We start from the raw sequence: 14,485 nt of genomic DNA, 5'->3' as shown, positions 1-14,485 counted from the left end.
TGACGGTCCCTGCCCCGGTCGGCGGTGCTGTCAGGTCACGGGCGGGGCAGGGCCGCCTCGATCAGCGCCTGCTGCTCCACCTCGTGCATCTTGGCGGAGCCGACGGCGGGCGCGGCGGCGGCCGGGCGGGAGATCCGGCGCAGCCGTACGTCCGACAGGTGCTCCAGCAGGTTGAGCGCGACGAACGACCAGGCGCCCTGGTTGGCCGGCTCCTCCTGCACCCAGGCGAAGTCCTCCGCGTTCGGGTACGCCGCGAGGGCGGCCCGGATCTCCTCGACCGGCATCGGGTAGAGCTGCTCGATCCGGATGATCGCGGTGTCGGTGACGCCCCGCTCGGCGCGGGCCTGGAACAGGTCGTAGTAGACCTTGCCCGAGCAGAGCAGCACCCGCTTCACCTGCTCCGGCGCCGGAGAGCCCGAGTCGGGCAGCACCGGCTGGAAGGTGCCGGTGGTGAAGTCCTCGACCGGGGAGACGCAGAGCTTGTGCCGCAGCAGCGACTTCGGCGTGAACACCACAAGCGGCTTGCGCTTCGGCGACAGCGCCTGGCGGCGCAGCAGGTGGAAGTAGTTCGCCGGGGTGGTCGGGATCGACACCCGCATGTTGTCCTCGGCGCACATCTGGAGGAACCGCTCCGGGCGGCCGGAGGTGTGGTCCGGGCCCTGGCCCTCGTGGCCGTGCGGCAGCAGCAGGGTGACGGCGGAGCGCTGGCCCCACTTCACCTCGCCGGAGGAGATGAACTCGTCGATCACCGACTGGGCGCCGTTGACGAAGTCGCCGAACTGCGCCTCCCAGGCGACCAGCGCGTTGATGTTCTCCACCGAGTAGCCGTACTCGAAGCCCATCGCCGCGTACTCGCTGAGCAGGGAGTCGTGCACGAAGAACCGGGACCGCTCGCCGTCGCCGGTCAGCGACTGCAACGGCAGGTAGTCGTCGCCGGTCTGGGCGTCGACCACGGAGGCGTGCCGCTGGACGAAGGTGCCCCGGCGGGAGTCCTGACCGGCGAGCCGGACGGTGACCCCGTCGTGCAGCAGCGAGCCGAACGCGATGATCTCGCCGAAGCCCCAGTCGATGTTGCCCTCGACGGACATCTTGGCCCGCCGGTCGAGCAGCTGCTGGATCCGCTTGTGCGGGGTGAAGCCCTCCGGCAGGTTGACGTGCGCCTCGCCGACGGCCTTTACGACGGCCGCGTCGGTGGCGGTCTCCACCTGCGGCTCCGGCTCGTCCTCCCGCTTGGGGCGGCTGAGCTGCCGCGGCGTGGTGGCGGCGTCGCGGGTGGCCTTGAAGACCCGCTCCAGCTGCGACTGGTAGTCGCGCAGCAGCTCCTCCGCGTCCTCCACGGTGATGTCGCCGCGCCCGATCAGCTCCTCGGTGTAGAGCTTCCGGACGGACCGCTTCGAGTCGATGATCTTGTACATCTGCGGGTTGGACATCGACGGGTCGTCGCCCTCGTTGTGCCCGCGCCGCCGGTAGCAGACCATGTCGATGACGACGTCCTTGTTGAACTCCTGCCGGTACTCGAAGGCCAGCCGGGCGACCCGGACCACGGCCTCGGGGTCGTCGCCGTTGACGTGGAAGATCGGCGCCTGGATCATCCGGGCGACGTCCGTGCTGTAGAGGCTGGAGCGGCTGTACTCCGGGGCGGTGGTGAAGCCGACCTGGTTGTTGACCACCACGTGGACGGTGCCGCCCGTGCGGTAGCCGCGCAGCTGCGAGAGGTTGAGGGTCTCGGCGACCACGCCCTGGCCGGCGAAGGCGGCGTCACCGTGCACCGCCAGCGGCAGCACGGTGTAGCCCTCCAGCTTCAGGTCTATCCGGTCCTGCTTGGCCCGGACGATGCCTTCCAGCACCGGGTCGACGGCCTCCAGGTGCGACGGGTTCGCCACCACCGAGACCTTGACCGCGTGGTCGCCGTCGGGCGTGGTGAACTTGCCGTTCTGGCCCAGGTGGTACTTCACGTCGCCGGAGCCCTGGGTGGAGCGCGGGTCCAGGTGCCCCTCGAACTCCGAGAAGATCTTCTCGTACGGCTTGCCGACGATGTTGGCCAGCACGTTCAGCCGGCCACGGTGGGCCATGCCGATGACGACCTCGTCCAGCCCGCCCTCGGCGGAGGCCTCCAGCACCTCGCCGAGCAGCGGGATCAGCGACTCGCCGCCCTCCAGCGAGAAGCGCTTCTGCCCGACGTACTTGGTCTGGAGGAAGGTCTCGAACGCCTCGGCGGCGTTGAGCCGGTTGAGCACGTGCTTCTGCTCGTCGACCGACGGCTTCTCGTACTTGCGCTCGATCCGTTCCTGGATCCAGCGCCGCTCCTCCGGGTCCTGGATGTGCATGTACTCGATGCCGACGCGCCGGCAGTACGAGTCGCGCAGCACGCCGAGGACGGCGCGCAGCTTCATCCGCTGCTTGCCGGCGAAGCCGTTGACCGGGAACTCGCGGTCGAGGTCCCAGAGGGTCAGCCCGTGCTGGAGCACGTCCAGGTCGGGGTGCTTGCGGATCTTGAACTCGAGCGGGTCGGTGTCGGCCATCAGGTGGCCGCGCACGCGGTACGCGTGGATCAGCTCGTGCACCCGGGCGGTCTTGTTGATCTGGCCCTCGTTGTTGACCGCGACGTCGCGCATCCAGCGCACCGGCTCGTACGGGATGCGCAGCGAGGTGAAGATCTGGTCGTAGAAGTTGTGCTCACCGAGCAGCAGCTCGTGCATGACCTTCAGGAACTCGCCGGACTGGGCGCCCTGGATGATCCGGTGGTCGTACGTGCTGGTGAGGGTGATGACCTTGCTGACGGCCAGCTCGGCCAGGGTGGCCTCGGACATGCCCTGGTAGGGGGCCGGGTACTCCATCGCGCCGACGCCGATGATGGCGCTCTGCCCCTGCATGAGGCGCGGCATCGAGTGCACGGTGCCGATGCCGCCGGGGTTGGTCAGCGAGATCGTGGTGCCGGAGTAGTCGTCCATGGTCAGCTCGTTGCGGCGGGCGCGCCGGACCACGTCCTCGTACGCCTGCCAGAACTGCCGGAAGTCCATCTGCTCGCACGCCTTGATGGAGGGGACCACCAGGTTGCGGCTGCCGTCCGGCTTGGCCAGGTCGATCGCGATGCCCAGGTTGACGTGCTCCGGCCGGACCATGACCGGCTTGCCGTCGACCTCGGCGAAGGAGTTGTTCATCTCCGGGTGGGCGACCAGGGCCCGGACCATCGCGTAGCCGATGAGGTGGGTGAAGCTGACCTTGCCACCGCGCCCACGGGTGAGGTGGTTGTTGATCACGATGCGGTTGTCGACCAGCAGCTTGGCCGGGACGGCGCGCACGCTGGTGGCGGTCGGCACGGCCAGCGAGGCGTCCATGTTCTGGACGATCTTCGCGGCCACGCCGCGCAGCGGGGTGGTCTGCGGGCCGGTGGCGGTCGGCTTGGTTGCCGCGGGCTTGGCGGGGGCCGCCTTCGCGGGCTCCGGCTTGGCCGGGGCGGCCTTGGCGGCAGGCTTATCCGGCTTGGTCTCCGGCTTGGCCTCGGGCTTCTTCTCCGCCGGCTGCGCGACCGCGGTGGCCGCCTCCTGCTGGCCGGCGGGCTCCGGCTTGGCGGCCGGCTTCGGGGCCTGCTCAGTTCCGCGCGGCTTCCCGGCGCCGGGCGCCGGGCGGTAGTCCGCGAAGAAGTCGTGCCAGGCCGAATCGACGCTGGTGGGGTCGGCGAGGTAGCGCTGGTACATCTCCTCGACGATCCACTCGTTCGGACCGAAACCCGCCAGTGGGTTCTCCTGCGAAGTCTGCTGGGTCGACACGGCCGGTAATCGCCTCTTTCACGCGGGTTTGTGTGTCACGCGGTGTCCGGTGTCGCCCTGCCTTCGAGCGCGCACGAGACGGCTCCCAGGCTACGCCGTACGGATGCCACAGGCATTTCCGCCTCCGACCCGTGGCCCGTTTCACAGAAGATGCCAGAAGTTCACCAAACGCTGCGTGTGCGGCCGGCTGCTGGTAAGGCCCGATGTGGTGGTCGGCCCCATGTCGTACGGCGGCGGGGGTGGTGCCCGGCACCACCCCCGCCGCCGACGCGCGGACGCGTCAGGAGATGTCGCGCCGCCGGGTGATGAGCACGCCGACGACCCCGCTCACCACCGCGTAGCCGATCAGCACGAGCGCGCCGACCCACCAGGCGGGGGTGAAGTCCGTCTGGCCCTCGCTGACCATCACGGTCGAGGCGATGGCGGGCCAGATCACCTGCCACTTGACGACGGCCTCGCTGTTCAGCAGGTTCGACAGCAGCATGAAGAGCAGCCCCACCACCTGCGTGCCGACGAGGTAGAGCACCGCGGCGGTGATCACCGCGCCGAGCTGGTTGGTGATCAGCGTGCCGATGCCGATGCCCAGGACCGTCCAGATCGCGTACGCCAGCAGGTTGAGCAGCAGCGCCCGCTGCACGGCCCATTCGCCGAGCAGGGTGCCGTGGCCGTTCGCCGACAGGAACACCGCCCCGGCGGCCAGGTCGATCAGCGTGGTCACCAGCCAGAAGCCGATGCCCAGCAGGCTGGCCGCGACCAGCTTGCTGAGGATCACAGACGTACGCCGCGGCGTGGCCAGGAACGTGGTGGTCGCCGTCTGGTGGAAGAACTCGTTGGTGACCATCAGGATGCCGATGAGCATCACGAACATCAGGCCCAGGTACTGCCCGGAGGTGTACAGGTTGGCGGCCTGCGCCGCCGCGGAGGCCTGGTCGCCGGTGACGCCCAGTTCCTCGGCGTTGCCGTTCAACGTCTCGTTGGCGACCCAGGCGTTGAAGGCGAAGGCCAGCGCGATCGACAGGAACGCGGCGATGGCCAGCCACCACCACGTGCTGGTGGTGCGGATCTTGAGAAGCTCGGACCGGACGAGGTTCATCGGATGCCCGCCTTTCCGGCCGTCAGCTCCAGGAAGACCCGTTCCAGGTCGGGCCGTTCCGTGGTCAGTTCGTGCAGTTCGACGCCCGCCGTCAGGGCGACCCGCCCCACGGTCGGGGCGTCCACCCCGCCCACCAGCAGGACGCCGTGCTCGTCGACGTCGACGGTGGCCGGCCCCTCCTTGAGTGCGGCGGTCAGCACGTCGGCCTGCGGGGTGCGGACCCGCACCCGGATGCCCTGCGCCATCGAGCCGATCACCTGCTCGACCGTGCCCTGCCGGACCAGCTGCCCGGCCGCGATGATCACCACGTCGTCGGCGAGCAGCTGCATCTCCGACAGCAGGTGGCTGGAGACCAGCACCGTGCGGCCCTCGTGCGCGAGGTTCTTGAGGAAGCCGCGCATCCACCGGATGCCCTCCGGGTCGAGCCCGTTGGCGGGCTCGTCGAGGATCAGCACCCGGGGGTCGCCGAGCATCCCGGCGGCGATGCCGAGCCGCTGCTTCATGCCGAGCGAGTAGCCCTTGAACTTGCGCTTCGCCGCCGGGGTGAGCCCGACCTGCGCCAGCACCTCGTCGGCCCGGTGCTTCGGCAGGCCGGCCGCTGCGGCGATCACCCGCAGGTGGTTGATGCCGGTGCGGCCCTTGTGCGCGCTGGACGCCTCCAGCACGGCGCCGACGTGCCGCAGCGGGTCGGTCAGGTCGGCGTAGCGCAGCCCGCTGATGGTCGCTGTCCCGCTGGTCGGCGTGACCAGGTTCAGCAGCATCCGCAGCGTGGTCGTCTTGCCGGCGCCGTTGGGGCCGAGGAAGCCGGTCACCCGCCCCGGTTGGACGGTGAACGACAGGTCGTTGACGGCCCGGACGTTCTTGTACTGCTTCGTCAGGCCGGACACCACGATCTGACCGTCACCGGTGGGGCTTCTCTGCCCGTCAGTCATTGCTCTCCTTCGTGCGGTGGCGTCGGGGTACGCCGTGACACAGCGTGGCGGGCGGGCGCAACCAGGTCAATCAGGCGCACTTCCGAGATCCACCTCCGCCTCAGGCAGGAGGCCCTCATCCCCAGGAACGATTATCCGATGTCGTCGGCCACGGCGATCCACGTTGCCCGGGCCCAGGCCAGGAGGGCGCCATCGGGGGCGTACAGGCTGGTGTGCACGAGTGCCTTGCGGCCCTCGCCGCCGACCATGACGCCGGTCACCACGCACTCGTCGCCCGGCTCCGGCAGCGCCGCGACCACCGCCGCGATCCGGCCCAGGACGTACGGCCGGCCGGGGGCGATCACGGCCCAGCCGCCGGGGCAGTCCAGCGCGGCCCAGACGGTGGCGGTCGTGACCGACCCGGGCGCCCGGAACGGCGCGGCGGTGCGGCCGTCCGGCAGCCGTCCCGGAAAGATCCGCAGCCCGTCGGCGCGGTCCGGGCCGCAGACGTAGCAGCCCGGGAAGGGGTGGTCGACCAGCCCGGGGTACGCCGCCGAGGCGGCCCGCGCGGCCGGCAGGTCCACCGGCGGCACCACCGCCCGGGGGTCCTCCGTGGGGCGGACCTGGGCGACGAGGTGGCCCTGCGGGTCGCGGACCTCGCCGTCGACGAGAGTGAGCGGGGTCTCCAGCGGGGGAGGTCGACGCAACGTCACCTCGACCGGCCCGGGGCCGGCGGCGCCGGCGATGACCCCGGCGCTCCAGCCGCCGTTGCCCGAGCCGGGCGGCCCGTTGAAACGCGACTCGATGATCATGAGACACCTCCGACCGCGACGCCCGGCCCCGTCGCCGGTGCGCCCCCGGCAGCCTCGCACGTCGCGGTCCGCCACCGGCACGCGCCGGGCCTCAGGGCTGTCGTCGGCGGGCCAGCGAGCGGAGACCCCGGACCCGCCGGGTCCAGCGGTGCGGCGGGGCCGATGCCAGCCCCAGGTGGTGGGCAGCCGTGTCCAGGCTGTCCTCGATGAGGGCGTCGTGCAGCGGACGGTAGACCATCGGCCAGCTCACCCACGCCGGCCAGCGCGTGGTCATGACGAGGGAGTGACGCAGCAGGCAGCGTTGGTCGGTGACCCGTAGGACCTCGTACCCGTGATGGCCACGGAAGCCGGCCGGCGCGGAGAACTCGAACCGGATCCGCGCCCCGGGCTCGTACGCGACGACGGTGTAGCGGATCGGCCCGTGCCCGCCCCGGGCGCCGACGCCGAGCGGGCGGTCGAACCGCATGGCCGGCCACTGCCCGCGCGGCCACAACCGGTCATCCGTGGTGGCGAGGGAGTCGATCAACGCGCCCACTGCCGCGGGGGGCGCCGCGAGCTGCCGCTCGTGGATGTTGCGGACCATGACTCTCCTAGAGAGGGTTCGCTAGTTCAAGTAGAGGGTAGTCTCTACCTCATGCCGCAGCCGGTCAAGCACTCGGCCGACGTGATGCTCGACGCCGTCCGCGCCCTGGTGCTTTCAGGAGGGCCTGCCGCCGCCTCCGCCCGTGCCGTCTGCCTGGCCACCGGCGCCTCCAGCGGTTCGGTCTACCACCGCTTCCCCCGCCGCGACGACCTCGTCGCCGCCGCCTGGCTGCGCGCGCAGGACCGCTTCCTCCACGTCTACCTGGAGGCGCTCGCGCCCGCCGACGCGCAGGCCGGCGTCCGGGCCGCGGTCGCCGTCCTGACCTGGTGTCGTTCCCATCCCGAGGACGCCGCCCTCCTGATGCGCCACGCCCTGCGCGACCTGCTGCGCGGCGACACCTCACCCGCGCTCGCCCAGCAGGCGCAGGCCCACCACCGCGCCCTCGGCGATGCCCTCGCCGAGGTGGCCCACGCCACCGGGCACCGCCTGGCCGACGTCGTGTTGGCCGTGGTCGACCTGCCCTACGCGGTCGCCCGCCGCGCCATGCGCGACAACGGCACTCCCGGCGAGGACGACGTCGAGGCCGTACGACGAGCGGTCGCCCTGCTGCTGTCCGGCCCCTCGGACTCCTCGCCGGCGTCGCCGCCGTGACCGGGCGCTGAGGACCGATGTCGCATCGCCCGGGACCGGCCGGCACGAGGGTCCTCCCGGGGAGCCGGTGCACACCGTGGCCGTCCGGTGCTGTGCCACTGTTGGGGTCGTGCCCAGGACCCACCTGCCGGCCGGCCGGACCCGCGAGGCGGCCCGGCGTCGGCTCCGCTCCCTCGCCGACTGGGAGCTGCTGAACATCCCCCTACAGGCGTGGGTGTGGTTCCAGCTGGTGGGCCTGCCGCCGACGGCGGCGAATCTCGCCGGCTTCGGGGCGTTCGCGGCCCTGCTCGTGGTGGGCGCGGCCTACTGGGCGCTCAAGCTCCGGCAGTTGCGCCGTGGGGAGCCGCGTCTGCCCGGTCGGCGCCACTTCGTCACCGCGCGCGTCGCCCTGCCGATCCTCCTGGCCGCCGTGATCGCCGCCTGCGCGGTGGCCGCCGCGCAGGCGCCCGGCGCGGGGTCGTACCCGGGGCTGGCATTCGGCCTCTTCGCCGTACTGGAGTACGTCAACTACTTCCACGTGCAGCTCATGCACGACAACCGGGCCGACCTGCGGCGACTGCTCACGGTCGGGTTCCGGCGCTCGCATCTCGCCCGGGACCTGCGCGCCACGCGCTGAGGCGAGCGCCGGCCCCGCCCGTCGTCGTCGCCCCGACACCGGCACGGGCCGTTCACCTCATCGACACTCCTCACCCCGCCGGCCGGCAACCCGGGCCGCCTACACAGGTCCCATGGCCGTTCTGCACGCCGCTGGCGCACCCCTGACGACCAGCGGTTACACCCTGCTGATCGCCGACGACCCGAGCGAGGTCGCGGCCGCGCAACGCCTCCGTCACGAGGTGTTCGCCACCGAACTCGGCGCCACCCTGCGCCCGGGGGCCGCCGGGCTCGACGTCGACGACCTCGACGCGTACTGCGACCACCTGATCGTCCGGCAGGAGGGCACCGGCGAGGTGGTCGGCACGTACCGGCTGCTCCCGCCGGGCCGCACCGACCGGCGGTACGCCGCGACCGAGTTCGAGCTCACCGGGCTCGACCCGCTCCGCGACGACCTGGTCGAGGCCGGCCGGGCCTGCGTGCACCCCGATCACCGATCCGGCGCGGTGATCAACCTCATGTGGGCCGGCATCGTCCGCTACCTGCACCTGCGCGGGTCGCGCTGGCTCGGCGGCTGCGCGTCGGTGCCGGTTGCCGACGGGGGCGGGACCGTCGCGCGGGTGTGGGACGAGGTCTCGGCCCGGCACCTGGCCCCGCCGCGGCTGCGCGTACGGCCGAGGCGCCCCTGGTTCGCCGAGCCGGACAGGATCGCCGGGCCGGCGGCGGCCGACGGCCCAGCCGCGAGGGCCACGGTTCCGCCGCTGCTGCGCGGCTACCTGCGCCTCGGGGCCTGGGTCTGCGGCGAGCCGGCGTACGACCCGGACTTCGGGGTGGCCGACTTCTACGTGCTCTTCTCCCTGGACCGGATGAACCCCCGTTACCTGCGGCACTTCCTCGGCGGGGCCGAGCGGTGAGCACCGCCGGACGCCTCTGGCTGCCCGCGTCGGGGTGCGGGCCGACCTGCCTCCCGCCGGCCGGCGAGGTGCCGACCGTGTCGCCCGTACGGCGGGCGGGCCGGACCCTCGCCGTCCTCGGGACGCTGTCGGCGGGGGCGGCGCTGGCGGCACTGCTGCCGGTGCTGCCGGCCGGGGACCGGGCGGCGGCCCTACGTGGTTGGGCCCGGTGGACGCTGCGCGCGTTCGGCGTGCGCCTCGTGGTGCGCGGCCGGCCGCCCCGGCGGCCGGCGCTGCTGGTCGCCAACCACGTCTCCTGGCTGGACGTGCTCGCGCTGCTGGCCGTCGCGCCGGCCCGGATGGTGGCCAAGCGGGAGGTCCGGTCCTGGCCGCTGGTCGGGCTGCTCGCGGCGGCGGCGGGCACGGTCCTGGTCGACCGGGCCCGCCCCCGCGCCCTGCCCGCGACGGTCGCCCGGGTCACCGCCGCGCTGCGCGCCGGCAGCCCGGTGGCGGTCTTTCCAGAGGGTACGACCTGGTGCGGCACCGCCGACGCGATCGCCTGCCGCCCCGGCCGGGGGTTCCGTCCGGCGCTGTTCCAGGCGGCGATCGACGCCGGGGCGCCGGTGGTGCCGCTGCGGATCGGCTACCGGTGGGCCGCGACCGGCGTGCCGACCACGGCCGCCGCATTCGTCGGGGACGACGACCTGCTGCACTCGGTGGGCCGGGTGCTCGCCGCCCGGGGCCTGGAGGTGCGGGTGACCGTCTCCACCGCGCTGCATCCCGCCCGGGACGCCGACCGGCGGCTGCTCGCCCGGGCGGCCGAGTCGGCAGCGGGGGCCCCTTCGGTGTCCGGGTGGAGAGAGAGGCGGGTCAGCCGACCGGGCCGACGTGCTTGGCCAGGCCGACGAACGACTGCCACGCCCGGGCGCTGAAGTGGAGGGTGCCGCCCTCCCGGTCCTTGGTGTCGCGCACCAGCACGACGCCCGGCAGGTTGTCGGCGACCTCGACGCAGGAACCGCCGTTGCCGCCGGATCTCGTCGACTTACGCCACCGCGGGGTCGTCACGTCCATGACTTCGCCACCTCCTTGATCAGCACGGTCGACTGCCGGCGGGGGAGGGCCTCGTTCCGCACGATCTCCCACGTCCTGGCCAGCCTAGCAATGTCGGTGGATGCGTCGACGATCTGCGCGCTGAGCCGTCACGCCGGCGGTTGCCATATCGCGATGTATCGCGTTAGTGTCCTGCCATCCGACGCGCCGACGACTCGGCACGTCGCGGAGGGAGGGACCGATGACCGACTGGACCGTGCACGCCCCGCAGCGGATCACCCTGGACGGGCCCCTCGGCCGACTCGACGTCCACCTGCTCAGCGGTCGCCTCAACGTGGTGGCCACCGACGGGCCGCCCCGGGTCGACATCACCCGGGTCGGCCGCCGGCCGGTCCTGGTGGAGCACCGCGACGGCCGACTCTCCGTACGCCAGCAGCGACGCTGGCGGCTCTCGGACCACATCTTCTGGCTGGGCCCGCTGTCCCGGCTGCCCCGGGTCGACGTCTCCGTTGCGGTCCCGCCCGACGTGCTGGCCGACCTGGAACTGGTGGAGGGCTCGCTGGTCGCGTCGGGCCTGCGCGGCGAGACCCGGGTGGAGGTGACCTCCGGCCGGATCGCCCTGATGGGCCTTGACGGCCGGACGTCGGCGAAGACCATGGCGGGCCCGGTCGAGGCGCTGGGGGTGGCCGGCGACCTGGACCTGGAGACCGTCGCGGGAGAGGTGACCCTCGCCGACAGCGCGGCCGGGCGGGTCCGCGCGCAGACCGTCTCCGGGGCCATCACCTGCGACCTGGACAACCCCCGGCGCAGCGACATCCGGCTCAGCACGATCTCCGGCAGCATCACCGTCCGGGTCCGGGCGGACAGCGACCTGGCCGTCCGCCTGCACACCACGTCGGGCCGGATCACCAGCGGCTTCCCCGAGGTGCGGGGCAGCTCCGTCCCGGGGTCCGTGGTGGACAGCGAGGGCGTGCTCGGCGCGGGTGAGGGTAGGCTCTCCGCGTCCGCCACGTCGGGCAGCATCGCGCTGCTCGCCCGCCCGGTGGACGACGACGAGGAGGAGCTGCCGTGACCGCCGTGTTCAGTCACGGGCGGCTCCGGCTCTACCTGCTCAAGCTCCTCGACGACGGCCCGAAGCATGGCTACGAGCTGATCCGCCTGCTGGAGGAGCGCTTCCTCGGCCTCTACGCGCCCAGCGCCGGCACCATCTATCCCCGGTTGCAGCGGCTGGAGGCCGACGGCCTGGTCACCCACACCGCCGCCGGTGGCCGCAAGGTCTACGAGATCACCGAGGCGGGCCGGGCCGAGCTGCGGCAGCGGGCCGGCGAGCTGACCGCCCTGGAGTCGGACATCGCCGCCTCGGTGGAGGACCTGTCCGCCCTGGCCGGAGAGATCCAGAACGAGGTACGCGGCTCCGTCCGCGACCTGAAGCGGGAGCTGCGCGAGGCGGCCCGGCAGACCCGTCGTCCCCGCTGGGCGCCCCCCGGCCCCGGTCCGACGCCCGCCCCCGCCCCCGGCCCGTCGCCCGTACCCCCCGCCGGCCCGACTTCCGCGTTCGGCGCGCCGTCGGAAGCTGGGCCGGCGTCCGCGTCCACCGCGCCGCTTGCCGAGTTCGACCAGCGGCTGGCGACCTTCGCCGTCGAGGTGGGCGCCCTGGTGCGGGCCCGCCGGCTCAGCGACTCGCAGCTGCGTACGGCCATCCGGCTGCTCGACGGCGCGCTGGACGGGCTGCGCCGGCTGCTGCGCTGAGCCACGCCGCCTCACAGGTTCTTTCCAGCGAGTGCCCAGCGCGGACGCAGCGAGAGCGCGGATGATGGGCGGCATGGCCGCTACCCAGACCGAGGCGCGACTGCTCGTCGTCGAGGACGATCCCAACATCCTCGAACTGCTCTCCGCGAGTCTGCGCTTCGCGGGCTTCGACGTGGCCACCGCGACGAGCGGCAGCGCCGCCCTCAACGCCGCCAAGGACCACCGCCCCGACCTGGTGGTGCTCGACGTGATGCTGCCCGACCTGGACGGCTTCGAGGTCATCCGGATGCTGCGTGAGGGCGGCACCCGTACGCCGGTGGTCTTCCTCACCGCCCGTGACGCGACCGACGACAAGATCCGTGGGCTGACCCTGGGCGGGGACGACTACGTCACCAAGCCGTTCAGCCTGGAGGAGCTGACCGCCCGGATCCGGGCGGTCCTGCGGCGGACCAGCAGCGGCGAGCAGGCGCCCTCCCGGCTCACCTTCGCCGACCTGGAGCTGGACGAGGAGACCCACGAGGTGCACCGGGCCGGCCAGCGGGTGCAGCTCTCGCCGACCGAGTTCAAGCTGCTGCGCTACCTGATGCTGAACGCCAACCGGGTGCTGTCCAAGGCGCAGATCCTCGACCACGTGTGGAACTACGACTTCCGGGGCGACGACAACATCGTCGAGTCCTACATCTCCTACCTGCGCCGCAAGGTGGACAACACCCAGCCCCGGCTGATCCACACCCTCCGAGGCGTCGGCTACGTCCTGCGCAAGCCGGCGGCGTGAAACCGCTCGACCAGGGCAAGGCGCGGCTGCGCAGCGTCCCGCTGCGGGTCAAGCTGGTGGCCGCGGTGCTGGCCCTGGTCGCCGCCGCGCTCCTGGTGATCAGCTCGCTGACCACCTTCTTTCTCCGCAACTACCTGGTCGGCCAGGTGGATGGCCAGATCGAGTCGGCCAGCCAGGGCCTCGGGGAACTGCTGCCCGGGCTCCGCAGCGGCAGGGTCGAGGCGATGCTGCCCAGCAGCTACGTCGTTTCGCTCGCCGACGAGAATCAGGTGTACAGGACGGTCTACGACGACATCAGCCTCAACCCCGAGCAACTGCCCAACTTTCCCAGGGACCGGAGCGGATTCGTCGCGCTGGAGGGCGAGCCCCGCACCGTCGTGTCCCAGGACGGTCGCACCCGCTGGCGGGTGGTCTACGCGGGACAGAAGGACGGCTCGGTGCTGGCTGTGGGCCAGCCGCTCACCCAGGTGGATCGCGCCGTGAAGCAGCTGGTCTGGATAGACCTGCTGGTCGGCGGCGCGGTGCTGGTCCTGCTCGCCTCCATCGGCGCGGCGATCGTCCGGACCAGCCTGAAGCCGCTGGTGGAGATAGAGCGTACGGCCGCCGCCATCGCCGGTGGCGACCTCACCCGGCGGGTGCCCGACCCGGAACAAGGGCAGCCCGTCCCCACGTCCGAGCTGGGGCGGCTCTCCCGGGCGTTGAACGCCATGCTGAACCAGATCGAGGTCGCCTTCACCGCGCGGGCCGCCTCGGAGTTGGCCGCCCGGTCCGCCGAGGCCGCCGCCCGGGAGGCGGCCGGCTCGGCGCGGGCCTCCGAGGCGCGGGCCCGCCGCTCCGAGGAGCGGATGCGGCAGTTCGTCGCGGACGCCTCGCACGAGCTGCGGACGCCGCTGACCACCATCCGGGGCTTCTCCGAGCTGTACCGGCAGGGCGCGGCGAGCGCGCCGGAGCAGACCGCCGACCTGCTGCGCCGCATCGAGCAGGAGGCGGCCCGGATGGGGCTGCTGGTGGAGGACCTGCTGCTGCTCGCCCGGCTGGACCGGGAGCGACCGCTCTCCCTCGCCCCGGTGGAGCTGCCCGTGCTGGCCAGCGAGGCGGTCGAGGCCGCCCGGGCGGTGGCGCCGGAGCGCCGGATCGAGCTGGAGGTCACCCCCGGCTCCGGTCCGCTGGTCGTCTACGGCGACGACGCCCGGCTGCGCCAGATCATCGGCAACCTGATGACCAACTCGCTCACGCACACCCCGCCGGAGGCGTCGGTGACCCTACGGCTGCGCGCCGAGCCCGGGAACCTGGCCGTGGTGGAGGTGGCGGACACCGGTCCCGGGCTCACCCCGGAGCAGGCGGAGCGGGTCTTCGAGCGCTTCTACCGGGTGGACGCGGCGCGTACCCGGCGGGCCGGCGGCAACACCGGCACCGGCCTCGGCCTGGCCATCGTCGCGGCGCTGGTGCGCGCCCACCACGGCACCGTCGAGGTGGCCGAGACCCCCGGCGGGGGAGCGACCTTCCGGGTCCGGCTCCCGCTCGTGCCGGACGACGAGGGCGATGACGAGTGACTTTCAGCCAACATTCAGGTGCGTTCCAGGCGGATCGCAGTGGTGCGCGTC

14 protein-coding genes are annotated in these 14,485 nt (G+C 72.6%); 8 read left to right on the top strand and 6 right to left on the bottom strand.

All coding sequences use genetic code 11. The features are described from left to right. Positions 1-35 precede the first annotated feature (35 nt). From ACGFNF_RS14290 to ACGFNF_RS14270, 5 genes are all read right to left on the bottom strand, one after another. On the bottom strand, positions 36-3,770 hold the full coding sequence (locus tag ACGFNF_RS14290; protein ID WP_393168085.1) for a multifunctional oxoglutarate decarboxylase/oxoglutarate dehydrogenase thiamine pyrophosphate-binding subunit/dihydrolipoyllysine-residue succinyltransferase subunit: 3,735 nt from the start codon (positions 3,768-3,770) through the stop codon (positions 36-38). 280 nt (positions 3,771-4,050) lie between these two features. Then, positions 4,051-4,863: an ABC transporter permease gene (locus ACGFNF_RS14285; protein WP_151456603.1), complete on the bottom strand. Its 813-nt coding sequence runs from the start codon at positions 4,861-4,863 to the stop codon at positions 4,051-4,053. After that, positions 4,860-5,795: an ABC transporter ATP-binding protein gene (locus ACGFNF_RS14280; protein ID WP_393168083.1), complete on the bottom strand. Its 936-nt coding sequence runs from the start codon at positions 5,793-5,795 to the stop codon at positions 4,860-4,862. Before ACGFNF_RS14280 ends, ACGFNF_RS14285 begins: the two co-directional genes overlap by 4 nt. Before the next feature lie 131 nt (positions 5,796-5,926). Continuing rightward, the gene (locus ACGFNF_RS14275; RefSeq protein ID WP_393168081.1) at positions 5,927-6,586 is read right to left on the bottom strand and encodes a hypothetical protein; all 660 of its coding nucleotides are present in this window, start codon (positions 6,584-6,586) and stop codon (positions 5,927-5,929) included. A 91-nt stretch (positions 6,587-6,677) separates the two neighbouring features. Continuing rightward, positions 6,678-7,169 carry a hypothetical protein gene (locus ACGFNF_RS14270; protein ID WP_393168079.1) on the bottom strand — a complete coding sequence of 164 codons (492 nt, stop codon included), beginning with the start codon at positions 7,167-7,169 and terminating at the stop codon, positions 6,678-6,680. A 51-nt stretch (positions 7,170-7,220) separates the two neighbouring features. Between ACGFNF_RS14270 and ACGFNF_RS14265 the strand changes: the two genes are divergently transcribed. The 4 genes from ACGFNF_RS14265 (at position 7,221) to ACGFNF_RS14250 (ending at position 10,239) form a co-directional block, all read left to right on the top strand. Then, a complete protein-coding gene (locus tag ACGFNF_RS14265) occupies positions 7,221-7,820 on the top strand; it encodes a TetR/AcrR family transcriptional regulator (RefSeq protein WP_393168077.1) in 600 nt (199 codons plus the stop codon). A 109-nt stretch (positions 7,821-7,929) separates the two neighbouring features. Then, entirely contained in the window at positions 7,930-8,436 is a 507-nt protein-coding gene (locus tag ACGFNF_RS14260; RefSeq protein ID WP_393168075.1) for a hypothetical protein, read from the top strand. A gap of 112 nt (positions 8,437-8,548) precedes the next feature. After that, positions 8,549-9,328: a GNAT family N-acetyltransferase gene (locus tag ACGFNF_RS14255; protein ID WP_393168073.1), complete on the top strand. Its 780-nt coding sequence runs from the start codon at positions 8,549-8,551 to the stop codon at positions 9,326-9,328. Further along, positions 9,325-10,239, top strand: coding sequence for a lysophospholipid acyltransferase family protein (locus ACGFNF_RS14250; RefSeq protein WP_393168071.1), 915 nt, complete (start codon positions 9,325-9,327; stop codon positions 10,237-10,239). The genes ACGFNF_RS14255 and ACGFNF_RS14250 overlap by 4 nt, the downstream gene beginning before the upstream one ends. Here ACGFNF_RS14250 and ACGFNF_RS14245 read toward each other — a convergent pair. Beyond that, positions 10,178-10,378 carry a DUF397 domain-containing protein gene (locus ACGFNF_RS14245; protein ID WP_393168069.1) on the bottom strand — a complete coding sequence of 67 codons (201 nt, stop codon included), beginning with the start codon at positions 10,376-10,378 and terminating at the stop codon, positions 10,178-10,180. The genes ACGFNF_RS14250 and ACGFNF_RS14245 overlap by 62 nt on opposite strands. A 220-nt stretch (positions 10,379-10,598) precedes the next feature. On the opposite strand from ACGFNF_RS14245, the gene ACGFNF_RS14240 reads away from it, so the two are divergent. The 4 genes from ACGFNF_RS14240 (at position 10,599) to ACGFNF_RS14225 (ending at position 14,434) form a co-directional block, all read left to right on the top strand. Next, complete coding sequence (locus ACGFNF_RS14240; RefSeq protein ID WP_393168067.1) at positions 10,599-11,429, top strand: DUF4097 domain-containing protein; 831 nt, start codon at positions 10,599-10,601, stop codon at positions 11,427-11,429. After that, the gene (locus ACGFNF_RS14235) at positions 11,426-12,106 is read left to right on the top strand and encodes a PadR family transcriptional regulator (RefSeq protein WP_393168065.1); all 681 of its coding nucleotides are present in this window, start codon (positions 11,426-11,428) and stop codon (positions 12,104-12,106) included. The genes ACGFNF_RS14240 and ACGFNF_RS14235 overlap by 4 nt, the downstream gene beginning before the upstream one ends. 73 nt (positions 12,107-12,179) lie before the next feature. Then, a complete protein-coding gene (locus ACGFNF_RS14230; RefSeq protein ID WP_089003225.1) occupies positions 12,180-12,881 on the top strand; it encodes a response regulator transcription factor in 702 nt (233 codons plus the stop codon). Beyond that, positions 12,878-14,434: an ATP-binding protein gene (locus ACGFNF_RS14225; protein WP_393168062.1), complete on the top strand. Its 1,557-nt coding sequence runs from the start codon at positions 12,878-12,880 to the stop codon at positions 14,432-14,434. The genes ACGFNF_RS14230 and ACGFNF_RS14225 overlap by 4 nt, the downstream gene beginning before the upstream one ends. Positions 14,435-14,485 lie beyond the last annotated feature (51 nt).

Origin of the sequence: Micromonospora sp. NPDC048868 (genome assembly GCF_043198195.1) — a bacterium.
GTDB classification, from domain to species: Bacteria; Actinomycetota; Actinomycetes; order Mycobacteriales; family Micromonosporaceae; genus Micromonospora; species Micromonospora reichwaldensis.
Note: the sequence above shows the minus strand (reverse complement) of the source record. Positions and strands in the feature narration are given on the sequence as shown.

Bases quoted from the DNA above. Each gene is read 5' to 3' on its own strand.
- ACGFNF_RS14285 (WP_151456603.1), bottom strand. From the start codon at position 4,863: ATGAACCTCGTCCGGTCCGAGCTTCTCAAGATCCGCACCACCAGCACG.
- ACGFNF_RS14280 (WP_393168083.1), bottom strand. From the start codon at position 5,795: ATGACTGACGGGCAGAGAAGCCCCACCGGTGACGGTCAGATCGTGGTG.
- ACGFNF_RS14275 (WP_393168081.1), bottom strand. From the start codon at position 6,586: ATGATCATCGAGTCGCGTTTCAACGGGCCGCCCGGCTCGGGCAACGGC.
- ACGFNF_RS14270 (WP_393168079.1), bottom strand. From the start codon at position 7,169: ATGGTCCGCAACATCCACGAGCGGCAGCTCGCGGCGCCCCCCGCGGCA.
- ACGFNF_RS14265 (WP_393168077.1), top strand. From the start codon at position 7,221: ATGCCGCAGCCGGTCAAGCACTCGGCCGACGTGATGCTCGACGCCGTC.
- ACGFNF_RS14255 (WP_393168073.1), top strand. From the start codon at position 8,549: ATGGCCGTTCTGCACGCCGCTGGCGCACCCCTGACGACCAGCGGTTAC.
- ACGFNF_RS14245 (WP_393168069.1), bottom strand. From the start codon at position 10,378: ATGGACGTGACGACCCCGCGGTGGCGTAAGTCGACGAGATCCGGCGGC.
- ACGFNF_RS14240 (WP_393168067.1), top strand. From the start codon at position 10,599: ATGACCGACTGGACCGTGCACGCCCCGCAGCGGATCACCCTGGACGGG.
- ACGFNF_RS14230 (WP_089003225.1), top strand. From the start codon at position 12,180: ATGGCCGCTACCCAGACCGAGGCGCGACTGCTCGTCGTCGAGGACGAT.